Source organism: Rheinheimera sp. MM224 (genome assembly GCF_947090785.1).
Taxonomy (GTDB): Bacteria; Pseudomonadota; Gammaproteobacteria; order Enterobacterales; family Alteromonadaceae; genus Pararheinheimera.
This window is the reverse complement of the sequence record NZ_OX352320.1, coordinates 3,806,998-3,818,833: the sequence shown is the minus strand read 5'-3', so window position 1 is coordinate 3,818,833 and position 11,836 is coordinate 3,806,998. Positions and strand designations below refer to the sequence as shown.

Sequence of the window (11,836 nt, the reverse complement as noted above, 5' to 3'; positions counted from 1 at the left end):
GGGTCTTTAATTATTCCTGTTCGGGATCTTGAGCTTTGGTTTTGCGGTTTTTATGCCAGACCTTAGTTTCCTGATCATTCCAGAGCCTGATGATATTGTCTTTGTGACGGATAATAATCAGCAGGCTCAGCATCGACACTGGGATGGTATACAAAGGTTTGATAAACCAAGTAAAAATAGGCGCCAGGCCTACAGTGACGATAGCCGCCAGCGACGAATAGCCGGTAGCCCCTATCAGCATCATCCAGGTAGAAATCAATAAACCAGCTAAATCAAGCCCTATAGGCATCATACTGCCAAAAGCTGTAGCGACTGCTTTACCGCCTTTAAAGCCAAAAAAGATGGGGAATATATGACCTAAACAGGCGCAGACTGCAATCATACCCAGATAAAAGGCTTCTATGCCTAAAAAATAAGAACCCCAAACCGGAATAGTGCCTTTGAGCACATCAAATACCAGCACCATAGAGGCTGGAACAGCGCCGCCTAAACGCAATACGTTGGTTGCGCCCGGATTACATGAACCATGAGTGCGCGGATCGGGCAGCCTGAATATGCGGCTGACCAGAATGGCAGACGAGATTGAGCCGCTTAAATAAGCTAACAGCATCAAAATCGCTATAGTGACGGTCATGGATTAAGGTTCCTCAGTCCGGCAAAGTGCGCTAAAATCGCGTCCTGTTTAATAAGGTGTTCAGAGTATAGGCTTTTTTAATTTTTGCCTATCCGACCAGCCTACCTGAAACAAGTCTTTAACAAAAGCGGAAATCTATGACGGATATAGTTTTTATCAAGCAGTTCAAGGTTCAGACCGTAATAGGTGTGTATGAGTGGGAAAAAGCCATACAGCAAACGCTGGAGTTTGATTTGGAGCTCGCTACCGATATTCGCCAGGCTGCCGCGACTGACGATTTGCAATATACGTTGGATTACAGCGCTGTTTGTACTGCCATTGCAGAACTTTGCCAGCAACCTCATGAATTAATTGAAACTGTTGCTGAAAAAGTAGCAGCTATGGTGCTGAAAAAATTCCCGACTAAAGCGGTAAAAGTGACTATTGCCAAGCCTGCCGCTGTGCCAGCAGCTGCTAGTGTGGGCGTGTCTATATCCCGTGGGAATTGGTAATGGCGCTGATTTATATCAGTATTGGCAGCAATATAGAGCGTGATTTGCATATCAGCGCCGCTTATCTTGAGCTGTCTGCATTATTCGGTGAAATTCGCTGCTCTGCTGTGTATGAAAGTGAAGCTGTGGGTTTTGATGGTGATGCGTTTTATAATCTGGTGGCGCAAGCCAACACCCATTTATCTGTAGCTGACTGTGTGGCAGCCTTTAAGGCGATAGAACAAAAGTATGGCCGACCTGTGAAATCGCCTAAGTTTTGTGGCAAACGGCTGGATCTGGATTTGCTGACTTACGATCAACTCGTGTGCAAAGAACCTGTTGAATTACCGCGGGATGAAATTACTAAAAACGCCTTTGTGTTATTGCCTTTGTCCGAACTGGCACCAGAGCAAATCCATCCGCTGACAGGCCAAAACTATCAGCAGATGTGGCAAAACTACCAAGTGCCACAAAAGCTGTGGCAAGTAGCTTTTAACTGGCCGGATGCTGCTCCTGCCACTGCTGTTTAGCGGCGCTAATAGCCTCAAGCCGTGCTTTAGCGACCTCCAGTTTAATCGCTTCACCTTTTAAACCTAAAGCCACTATAGTCTTCATATCAATAGCGCGGGCTGCTACTGCGAGCTGACGTAAATAATCAGCTTGCGGATAATCTGCTTGTTCAAAGCCGGTACGGCCGCGTAAATCGGCTATGGCACAGAGCAGCAATAAATCCAGACGTTCGGGTTTACGCCATAAATCTATGCCATCAAATAACTTTTGTACTGTGGCGGGGCGAAGCTCAAAGGCTTTGTGCAGCAACTGATGATATTCACAGGCCAACAACGCCAAATCGCGACAGTCGTTGGGCACACGAATACGACCGCATAACTCCTGCACTAAAGGCAAACCACTATGTTCATGGCCATGATGTTTTGGCCATAAAGCCGGATCGGTAATGCCTTTCCCTACATCATGACAAAGCGCTGCAAAACGTACATCCAACCGGTCAGACAATAAAGCTGCTTGTTTTAGCACTAACATGCAGTGGATACCGGTGTCTATTTCCGGATGCCACTGCGGCGGGTTGGGTACTCCCCACAGCTGATCCAGTTCAGGCATCAATACCTTTAACGCGCCGCAGCTGTGCAGCAACTCAAAATAAGCTTGTGGGTCTTGTTCTGTTAAAGCGCGAGCTGTTTCCTGCCAGACCCGCTCTGCAGTTAAATGCTGCAGCTCACCACTGTTGCTCAGTTCTGTCATTAACTGCAAAGTTTCAGCTGCAACAGTAAAACCTTTATGGAAATAACGGGCATAAAAACGTGCAACTCTTAATACCCGCAGTGGGTCTTCACTAAAAGCAGGGGAAACATGACGCAGAATTTTTGCCTTGATATCCGCCACACCACCATAAGGGTCGTGCAACTGATCTGTATCATCTTTGGCTATCGCATTGATGGTTAGATCACGGCGCTGTAAATCCTGCTCTAAGGTGACGTCTTGCGCAAAATAACAGGCAAAACCTGTATAGCCCTGGCCTTGTTTGCGTTCGGTGCGGGCCAAAGCGTATTCCTGTTTGGTTTTGGGATGCAAAAACACCGGGAAATCTTTGCCTACAGCCTGATAACCCAACCCCAGTAATTGTTCAGGTGTAGCACCTACCACCAGCCAGTCCTGGTCCAAAGCCGGGTAGCCCAACAGCTCGTCGCGAACAGCTCCGCCCACAAGATAAATTTTCAATGTATTCCTGCTCCAGCTACAACATAAGTTTTCAATGCTTTCACCTTCCCTGTTTTTTTGCCATTATAGCGCTTCGCTTTTTTTTGTCGCCAAAACTCAGCAGCGGGAACCTTATGTATACCGGATTTTTCGGTTTAACCAGTCAGCCTTTTTCCATAGCGCCTAACCCTGACTTTCTATTTTTAAGTCCTCGTCACGCCGAAGCTCTGGCGCATTTGCGTTATGGTTTAGGTGAAGCTGGTGGTTTTGTGCTGTTAACGGGGGAAGTCGGTACTGGCAAAACCACAGTATCGCGTTGTTTATTGCAGGAACTGACCGACCAAACCGAAGTGGCTTTTATCTTAAATCCCACTTTAAACGAACTGGAATTGCTGGCCGCTATTTGTGATCAGCTAAAAATCCGCTACAAAAAATCTGACGCCAGCCTAAAAATGCTGACTGACAAAATTACTAACCGCCTGATGAAAAACCATCAGGTCGGTAAAAATACTATTTTAATTATCGATGAAGCCCAGCATTTACAGCCCGCCGTGCTGGAACAACTGCGCTTGTTAACCAATTTAGAAACCAATACTAAAAAACTGCTGCAGGTGATTTTAATAGGTCAGCCTGAATTGCAGCAGTTGTTGCAGCGTCAGGATTTACGTCAGTTGGCGCAGCGGATCACGGCCCGGTATCACTTAATGCCTTTGACCGAGCAGGAAGTGCAGCAGTACATCAGTTATCGTTTACAGGTCGCTGGTTGTAGTCGGCCTGTGTTTACGGCTTCTGCGGTAAAAAAATTATTTCAATTATCAGGTGGTATTCCTCGCCTACTCAATTTAATCTGCGACCGCGCTTTGTTAGGGGGTTATAGTCAGCAAAAGGCGTTAATTGACGCTGGCCTGATTAATCAGGCGGCTTCAGAAGTGCTGGCTATTAAACCTCAACCGGAAAAAGCGGCCTTGCCTGTCTGGTTATGGCCGGTATTAACGCTAGTGGCGTTAGGTGTCGGTGCAGGGCTGTCTGCATTTATTTGGTAGGAACCCGTCATGTCGTTATTAATGGATGCGTTAAAGCAACAACAGCAAGTACCAGTGGCCGCAGCTAAACCTGCATCAGGCCATGGCTGGCGTATTGCTGCTTTAACTTTATTAGTGGTTTTAGGTTTATTGCTGGGCTTTTTTATTGGCCAGTATCAATTCGATAATAAAGAGCCTGTCTCTGAAGTGGTGGTTGCCCCGGTTCAGGCTGCACCTGCTATTGCCAATGCGGCTGATATCGCGATGGAACTGCAACTGGCAGCCGATTTATTAAAACCAACGGAGCCTGTGCAACTGGAAGAAGTGCCGGAAGAAGATCCGCAACTCGTTGTATCGGCCAAACGCGGTGAGAAAGTATTAGGGCGCGCCAGTGGTGACGAGAGGGATGAAGACTTTGTTGATTTTGAGCAAATGCAGGAAGCGGATACAGACGAAGAATTAACCCCGGTTGACGAATTATTACCTGCAGCAGAGCTGGAACAATCCGATGTATCAGCTGAACTGCGCGGTAAATTTGAGTCGGCTTTGGCTGCCGCCGATAGCCCACAGCAACGCAAACAAGAAATTAATTACCACGATGTGCCGGCGCAGGATATTAATCAACTGGATGACTTATTACAGCGCCAATTACCTTCATTGCGCTTTGAAGCTCATGTCTACGCCACTGATGCCAAACAACGTTGGATCAAAGTAAACGGCAAAGACTTACAACAAGGCCAGTGGGTGACAGCAGATATTCAGGTCAAAGAGATATTGCCGCAGTATGTGGTGCTGCAATTTAATCAGGTTCAGTTTAGTGTCGAAGCATTAACAGACTGGAGTTATCAACGTCGCTAAAGACGTTGTTACTCCAGCACTGACTGGCGGAAAAAACGAATCATATCAATACCAAAATCTTCAGGCATCACAGCACCTTCAATTTCCAGATCCACTTTATTGCTCGCCAGATCAACAATAGAAATTTCGATATAACGTCTGAACTTGCAGTTGTAAAATACCTTGAGCACAGGACGCAGCGGATCCTGCTCATTCGATTTAATCACTATGCCCAACTTTTCATTGTTCAGTTTGACTAAAGTGCCGACAGGGTGAATGGCGATAGCTTTAATAAACTGCGCCAACAGCACAGGATCAAAACTTTGTGGCGATTCGCGTTTTAATATTTTCAGCGCCGAAATACCAGTCTGACCTTCTTTGTAGCAGCGTTGTGCGGTAATAGCATCGTAGGTGTCGACTATAGAAATCATCCGGCCATATACAGAGATTTGCTGCTCGGCCAAACCATGAGGGTAACCTTTGCCATCCAGTCGCTCATGATGCACAGCCGCCACATCAATACTGATGGGGCTTAAGCCTGGTATTTTGTCGAGAATTTCTTTGCTATACACCACATGACGGCGCATCTCACCAAATTCTTCTGCCGTCAGTTTGCCGGGTTTATTCAGTATGCTGTCCGGCACCAGAATTTTGCCTATGTCGTGCAATAAGGCGCCTGTCGCCAGTTGTTGGATCAGCTCTTCGTCAAACTTCATTTGTTTGGCAAAAATGGTCATCAGAATAGATACGTTGACCGAGTGTTCCAGCAGGTAGGCATCTTTTTCGCGGATGCGGCTGATGCAGAGTAAGGCATCCTGATTACGAAATACCGAGTCGATAAACCCCGTGGCGCAGTCCTGAAACTGTTGCAGGTTCAACTCGCGACCTGCCTGAATATCGGCAAAGGCTTTTTTCTGCAGTCCTTTGGCTTGTTGGTACAGCACATTGGCTTGCCCAAGCTCTTGCTCAAAACTAACTTTTTCGCGTGTTCTTCCTGTTGACGCTGCGGGCACAGGCTCTGATGAGGCAGCGGCTTCTACTTTGGGTTGCTCCAAAGTTTTACTTAAATCTACCACCAGTTCCAGCACGCCTTTTTTCTTCAGTTGCTCTATTACAGCAGCAGTTCTGGCCCAGCCCTGGGTTTTAATTTCGACATTGCCTTTTTGCTTATGCACAGACACTACGTACATGCCTGGCTGTAATTCGGCAATAGACAAAACTTTAAGCTGAGCTGGTGCTGTCATAGGCTGACTCTCTGTGATTGCCGAATTTCGGAAATTCACTAATAATTGTAAATATGAAAAAAATGATACATTGTTCTTAGGCAAAAAGAAAGCCCGCAACAAGGCGGGCTATATGTCCATGGAGGGACGGTATGTCGCAACTGTCTGGAACGTTGTTGCGACGGTTTAATTAGCTTTTGCTGAAGTTTTAACCCAGGTTGTCTGTCATCGTCATTAACGAGGCATTACCACCGGCAGCTGTTGTATTGATAGTGACGGTTTTTTCTGTCACTAAACGATGCAATAACTGATGATCAGCTGGGCTGGTGACTAAAGCACTGATAGCGCCATCACGGGCCGCCATCCACTGCGCAGATATTGCTTTCAGTGGGTTGGTGCCTTCAATTACAGCTGTTGCCAGTGTTGGATGCGCTAACAGCGCTTTTAAGGCTGGCAACTTCACCCAATGGAACAGGTTCGCTGGTAAACCAGCCTGCAGTAACAACTTACGGCAGGTGTCCATTTCTGCATGCTGAGCTTCGCCTGCAGTACTGGCCACTGCATTACCTGATACCAGAGCTGTGATTAACGCCAGCATCCAGTGTTGGAAGCTGCTGTGTTCGCTACGAATCAGCGCCACTACACCTTTGGCTTCCAGATGCAATTGGTTAGATTCACCTGTAGGTCCTGGCAGAGTAATAGGCTGGGCCAGCTCTTTTTCGATAAACTGCAGCTGTTCACGAGCCGCTGTGATCACGTCGTTTAAGTCGTGCTCTTGCTCCGATACCAACTTGTTACCAGCCAGCTGAGCGATAAAACGACGTAACACAGAACCTCGGTTGGTGACGTTTTGATTCAGCCACGGCACCTGAGCCACAGCCATTTGCTGCAGTTGAGTGTTCAACTGAGCATCAAAACCGCTGGCCGCTTCTAACTGTTGTTGTAAAGCAGCATCCAAAGCAGGGGCCTGTAACTCATGTTCTTTCACCAGACGGCTTAAGTAAAACGGGCCACCGGCTTTAGGGCCAGTACCAGATAAACCACGGCCACCAAATGGCTGAACACCCACTACAGCACCAATCATATTGCGGTTCACATAGATGTTACCCGCTTTGATTTCGCTGGCAACTTTCATTGTGGTTTGGGCAATACGGCTATGGATACCCATAGTCAGGCCATAGCCTGTGGCGTTGATTTGCTGAATGACTTTATCCAGCTCTTCCGCTTTAAAGCGGATGATATGCACTACTGGGCCAAACACTTCACGTTCCAGCAGATTCAGGCTGCTGATTTCATATAAACGTGGTGCGAAGAAATAATGATCGCCTGCAGATGGTGCATCACAAACATAATGCAAGGTCGCTTTGCCTTCCAGATACTGCACATGCTGGTTTAAACGCTCTAACGCTTTGGTGTCAATCACAGGACCTAAGTCCGTGCTTAACCAGGCCGGGTCGCCTACATGCAACTCTTTCATAGCGCCTTTGATCATAGTGATGATCTTATCGGCGACATCTTCCTGCAGGAACAATACCCGAAGTGCTGAACAACGTTGACCTGCGCTTTGGAAACCAGAAGAGATCACATCGTCTACTACTTGCTCAGGCAGAGCGGTAGAGTCAACAATCATACAATTCTGACCACCGGTTTCGGCAATTAGTGGCACTGGCTCGCCACCGCGTTCGGCCAGTTTACGGGCAATCCAGGCACCAGTTTCAGTAGAACCTGTAAACATCACGGCCTGAATACGGCTATCCGGCACTATGACTTCACCGACCTGACGACCTGGTGCTATCACCAGTTGCACTACATTGTCCGGGAAACCAGCAGCTTTCATCAGCTCCAGAGTACGCACAGCTATTAAGCTGGTTTGCTCGGCAGGCTTAGCTACTACTGTATTACCAGCCACTAAAGCTGCGCTGACCTGACCTAAGAAAATAGCCAGTGGGAAGTTCCACGGACTGATACAAAGCACTACACCACGGGCTTGAGATGCTTGCAGGTTCTTGCTGGCTTCAGCCGCATAATAACGGCAGAAATCAACAGCTTCGCGTACTTCGGCCATGCTGTCGCCTACGGTTTTACCGGCTTCTTTAATACATAAAGCCAGTAATTCGTCGCGGTGTAATTCCAGTTGATCAGCCAGTTTATTTAAAAGCGCAGCGCGTTCAGTCACCGCAGTCGCAGACCAGGCTGGGAATGCGGCTTCAGCGTTGGTTACCGTCTGCTCCATTTGAGCACTGTTGCTGTGATGATGGAAACCTATCACTTCTTTGGTGTTGGCCGGGTTAGTCACAGCAAAAGCACCTGCTGGTACTTCAATCTGGCTGACAGAAGCGAGCCATGTATCCATGGCTTCGCGCATAGCTGTGACCTGATCGATATCGGTAAAGTCCTGACCTTTAGAGTTCAGGCGAGCCGCACCGTACAGTTGGTCTGGTAACGGAATAGAGTTATTACGTTTTTTGCTCCAGGCACGCACTGTTTCTACCGGATCTTTTAATAAAGACTCAACCGGAATATTTTCATCAACAATGTTGTTAACAAAAGAGCTGTTAGCACCGTTTTCTAATAAACGACGGACTAAATAAGCCAGTAAGTCAGAGTGTTCGCCGACAGGAGCGTAAATACGGCAAGGGACTTTGTCATCAGCCACGATTTGATCGTACAGTGCATCACCCATACCGTGTAAACGCTGGAACTCATAACCAGTGCGATCCGGCGCCATTTCTAAAATGGTGGCTACTGTGTAAGCGTTGTGAGTGGCGAACATAGGGTACATACTGTCGCGGTATTCCAGCATCTTTTTGGCACAAGCCTGATAAGACACATCGGTCGACGGCTTGCGGCTAAATACCGGGAAGTCGCTTAAACCTTCAGTCTGGCTAACTTTTACTTCAGTATCCCAATACGCGCCTTTGACCAGACGCACCATCATTTTACGGCCCACTTTGACCGTCAGCTCACGCAGCCATTCAATGACAAACAAACCACGTTTGGAGTAGGCCTGCACTGCTAAACCAAAACCTTCCCAGCCGTTTAATTCCGGATCGGAGAATACAGCTTCGATAATATCCAACGATAAATCTAAACGGTCAGCTTCTTCGGCATCAACAGTAAAGCTGATGTCATAAGCTTTGGCGGCAATCGCCAGTTGTTTTAAGCGTGGCACTAATTCGTTGATCACGCGGTCGCGATGGGTAAATTCGTAACGTGGGTGAATGGCAGATAATTTCACGGAAATGCCAGGGCTTTTTAATGGGCCACGTTTTTTCGCTGCAGTGCCTATGACTTTAATCGCCATCATGTAGCTGTCGAAATAGCGGTTGGCGTCGTCCATAGTGCGGGCGCCTTCACCCAGCATATCGTACGAATAAGTAAAACCTTTGCTTTCCAGCTCTACTGCACGTTCTACCGCTTTTTCAATGCTGGTGCCCATCACAAACTGGGTACCCATAATTTGCATGGCATAACGCACAGCCTGACGGATCACTGGCTCGCCCATACGACCACAAGTACGTTTTAATAAACCAAACTGAGCTTTTTTCTGATCGTCGCTGTAATTCACCAGCTTGCCAGTCAGCAATAAACCCCAGGCCGAGATATTCACAAATAAAGATTCGCTGTTGCCTAAATGCGAGCTCCAATCACCGTTGGATAACTTGTCGCGAATAAGCAGGTCGGCCGTATGTTTGTCTGGCACACGTAATAAGGCTTCGGCTAAACACATCAGCACTAAACCTTCGTCTGTCGACAAAGAAAACTCGTTCAGCAGGGCGTCTACACCCCCTTTACCAACCTGAGCTTCACGGATATTCACCACCAACTGACGGGCTTTTTCCCAGGCACGGCTGCGCGCCGCAGGGCCAATATCAGCAATAGGCAATAAGTTGTTGAGTACCTGATCTTCATCTGCGCGGTAATGGTCGCGCATGGTTTGACGAATAGCGTGACTGGTGGTCAGTTGGCCTTGGAATAACATAGGGTTTTAATCCAGTGAATTGAAAAAATTATGCTGCATTTTAGTGAAAGCGCAGCCCTATTTGGTGGTTTCTTTTTAACGCTAACCTTATATAATTCGGTTTATTAACCCTAAAACCAGAAAAAATACTGCCATGACTCAAAGCGCCAAAGGCCGGTTACCGGACCGTATCGACATGACAATTCTAGACACGCTGCAAAAAGATGGACGTATTTCTAATGTCGAACTGGCAAAAAAGGTCAACTTAAGCCCAAGCCCATGCATAGACAGGGTTCGCAAGCTGGAGCAGGACGGTTTTATTGAAGGTTATGGCGCCCGTTTAAACGCCAGTAAACTGGGTTTTGGTACTGCGGCTTTTATTCAGGTGACGCTGGACAGAACCACTGGCGCAGTCTTTGATCAGTTTCGCGATGCGGTGGTGAAAATCCCTCAAGTAGCGGAATGCCATATGGTGGCCGGTGGTTTTGATTATCTGCTGAAACTACGCTTATCCAGTATGGAGGCGTACCGGGGTGTATTGGGTTTGATTGTGGACTTGCCAGGCGTGTTGCAAACTCATACTTATGTGGTGATTGAGCAGGTAAAGCAGGATGCGGGTTTGCCGCTTAAGTTGGCTACGGCGCCTGAGGGGAAGGCTGAATAACTTCGTCGCTTTGTAGTTGTAACTGTTTTTGATTGCTACATTTTTTGCTTTAAAGCTTTCGCCGCTGGCGAGATACTTTCTTTTGCTTCGCCAAAAGAAAGTATCCAAAGCAAGAAAGTGCAGGAAGCACTTTCTAACAGCCGAAGGCTGGCTCGTAGGGTGAATTACATGGATGTAATTCATAAAAGGCGACCCCAGGTCGCAGCGACAACGCTTGCGTTGAACAGCTTTAGCTGGCCCCGAAGGGGTACGAACGAAGTGAGTATAAAGCCCGGCCCAAAATCGTGCGTCCAAGGCGGCTGGGTAACTCGCTCGTCGCTACCGCTCCTCACTCAGACACTCCCAGCCTTAAAACCTTGGCCACCCAATTTTGTCCGGCTCGCGCCCCAATGGGGATTTGGTGCCAGTAGTTGGTATGACCTCTTCTAATTAGCTGCAAAAAGCGAAAAGAGGCAGTGACGCACACTGCAAGACTTGACCCCGATTAGGTTTCTTACTCCTAAATTTAGCCCGTAAAGATAAAATACAGTCCATTTTCATAATCAAAATCTACAGTTGTCTCCGATACTTTAAAACTGTGTTTTTCATCAAATGGCAGTTTGACTTTTAAAGCTGAGTTGGCTGGTATTGCCACAGAGTCGCCAGAATGATATTGGTCGCAATGAAACGTTTTACCTTTTTCTGGTAATGGTGCATGGCACCACTCAAATGTACTTAAAGAAGTCACAGTTGAGCTTGAATTCGTTGAGTAATTAATAAATGAAAATTCAGAATGGGAAGGAAGTTCACTGCTGCCCAAGCCAAACATCGGAATGATAGGTAAGAGTGGGCCGAATAAATACAATGATTCGTTACCTGTTGTGGCAGAACAAGCGAGTACGTTACCTGTTTCAGATTTAATAGTGACGCTGTTCCCTTTGCCAGAAATTTTAGATAATCCACCAGCTCTAGGTTCTCCAAGTATAACGCCGCAATCGACGTATTCATCAGATGTAGAAATCGTATGCTGCTTATAACCGCCGATAGCTGCACACCCAACAGACAACATAGCGAAAAAAATGATAGTTAATCTTTTCATGGTTAGTTTGTTCCCATATATCTGAAGATTTTCAACGAAACTGAGTTTGTTATGTGTCAAAGGTGCTCGAGGGGCGGGTCAAGCCTGTGCCCAAAACACTATACTGATTTAGCTTCTATGAATTTGAGAGGAAAAACCAGAAAATTTAACGCAAAAACAGTGAACTAAGAAAAACTTATCAATTCAAACATCTGGGAAAAGGGAGAACCAGACGCTGAGCCTTTACAGCCA

10 protein-coding genes are annotated in these 11,836 nt (G+C 47.0%); 5 read left to right on the top strand and 5 right to left on the bottom strand.

Annotated features, from left to right (window positions below; all coding sequences use genetic code 11):
* Positions 1-10: 10 nt before the first annotated feature.
* On the bottom strand, positions 11-634 hold the full coding sequence (plsY, locus tag OM978_RS17930) for a glycerol-3-phosphate 1-O-acyltransferase PlsY (RefSeq protein ID WP_264343655.1): 624 nt from the start codon (positions 632-634) through the stop codon (positions 11-13).
* A 137-nt stretch (positions 635-771) separates the two neighbouring features.
* Here plsY and folB point away from each other — a divergent pair, with 137 nt between their 5' ends.
* On the top strand, positions 772-1,125 hold the full coding sequence (gene folB / locus OM978_RS17925; protein ID WP_264343654.1) for a dihydroneopterin aldolase: 354 nt from the start codon (positions 772-774) through the stop codon (positions 1,123-1,125).
* Positions 1,125-1,634 carry a 2-amino-4-hydroxy-6-hydroxymethyldihydropteridine diphosphokinase gene (gene folK, locus OM978_RS17920; RefSeq protein WP_264343653.1) on the top strand — a complete coding sequence of 170 codons (510 nt, stop codon included), beginning with the start codon at positions 1,125-1,127 and terminating at the stop codon, positions 1,632-1,634. Before folB ends, folK begins: the two co-directional genes overlap by 1 nt.
* On the opposite strand, the gene OM978_RS17915 is transcribed toward folK, so the two are convergent.
* Complete coding sequence (locus tag OM978_RS17915; protein ID WP_264343652.1) at positions 1,597-2,841, bottom strand: multifunctional CCA addition/repair protein; 1,245 nt, start codon at positions 2,839-2,841, stop codon at positions 1,597-1,599. The two genes, folK and OM978_RS17915, sit on opposite strands and share 38 nt — an antisense overlap.
* A 113-nt stretch (positions 2,842-2,954) precedes the next feature.
* Here OM978_RS17915 and OM978_RS17910 point away from each other — a divergent pair, with 113 nt between their 5' ends.
* Positions 2,955-3,863 (top strand): ExeA family protein, encoded by a 909-nt coding sequence (locus OM978_RS17910; RefSeq protein WP_319633882.1) that lies wholly within the window; start codon positions 2,955-2,957, stop codon positions 3,861-3,863.
* Between the two features lie 9 nt (positions 3,864-3,872).
* Positions 3,873-4,700 (top strand): general secretion pathway protein GspB, encoded by an 828-nt coding sequence (locus tag OM978_RS17905; RefSeq protein WP_264343651.1) that lies wholly within the window; start codon positions 3,873-3,875, stop codon positions 4,698-4,700.
* Positions 4,701-4,708: 8 nt separating this feature from the next.
* Here the strand turns inward: OM978_RS17905 and OM978_RS17900 are convergent, their stop codons facing one another.
* Together OM978_RS17900 and putA are read right to left on the bottom strand one after the other, a co-directional pair.
* On the bottom strand, positions 4,709-5,923 hold the full coding sequence (locus OM978_RS17900; protein WP_264343650.1) for an HD-GYP domain-containing protein: 1,215 nt from the start codon (positions 5,921-5,923) through the stop codon (positions 4,709-4,711).
* 187 nt (positions 5,924-6,110) lie between these two features.
* Entirely contained in the window at positions 6,111-9,884 is a 3,774-nt protein-coding gene (putA, locus tag OM978_RS17895; RefSeq protein ID WP_264343648.1) for a bifunctional proline dehydrogenase/L-glutamate gamma-semialdehyde dehydrogenase PutA, read from the bottom strand.
* A gap of 133 nt (positions 9,885-10,017) precedes the next feature.
* On the opposite strand from putA, the gene OM978_RS17890 reads away from it, so the two are divergent.
* Positions 10,018-10,527 carry a winged helix-turn-helix transcriptional regulator gene (locus tag OM978_RS17890; RefSeq protein ID WP_264343647.1) on the top strand — a complete coding sequence of 170 codons (510 nt, stop codon included), beginning with the start codon at positions 10,018-10,020 and terminating at the stop codon, positions 10,525-10,527.
* A gap of 505 nt (positions 10,528-11,032) precedes the next feature.
* Here the strand turns inward: OM978_RS17890 and OM978_RS17885 are convergent.
* Positions 11,033-11,605 carry a hypothetical protein gene (locus OM978_RS17885; protein WP_264343646.1) on the bottom strand — a complete coding sequence of 191 codons (573 nt, stop codon included), beginning with the start codon at positions 11,603-11,605 and terminating at the stop codon, positions 11,033-11,035.
* Between the last annotated feature and the right edge of the window lie 231 nt (positions 11,606-11,836).

Excerpts from the sequence above, each read along its gene's own strand:
- plsY (WP_264343655.1), bottom strand. The coding sequence starts at position 634 with ATGACCGTCACTATAGCGATTTTGATGCTGTTAGCTTATTTAAGCGGC.
- folB (WP_264343654.1), top strand. The coding sequence starts at position 772 with ATGACGGATATAGTTTTTATCAAGCAGTTCAAGGTTCAGACCGTAATA.
- folK (WP_264343653.1), top strand. The coding sequence starts at position 1,125 with ATGGCGCTGATTTATATCAGTATTGGCAGCAATATAGAGCGTGATTTG.
- OM978_RS17910 (WP_319633882.1), top strand. The coding sequence starts at position 2,955 with ATGTATACCGGATTTTTCGGTTTAACCAGTCAGCCTTTTTCCATAGCG.
- OM978_RS17905 (WP_264343651.1), top strand. The coding sequence starts at position 3,873 with ATGTCGTTATTAATGGATGCGTTAAAGCAACAACAGCAAGTACCAGTG.
- OM978_RS17900 (WP_264343650.1), bottom strand. The coding sequence starts at position 5,923 with ATGACAGCACCAGCTCAGCTTAAAGTTTTGTCTATTGCCGAATTACAG.
- putA (WP_264343648.1), bottom strand. The coding sequence starts at position 9,884 with ATGTTATTCCAAGGCCAACTGACCACCAGTCACGCTATTCGTCAAACC.
- OM978_RS17890 (WP_264343647.1), top strand. The coding sequence starts at position 10,018 with ATGACTCAAAGCGCCAAAGGCCGGTTACCGGACCGTATCGACATGACA.
- OM978_RS17885 (WP_264343646.1), bottom strand. The coding sequence starts at position 11,605 with ATGAAAAGATTAACTATCATTTTTTTCGCTATGTTGTCTGTTGGGTGT.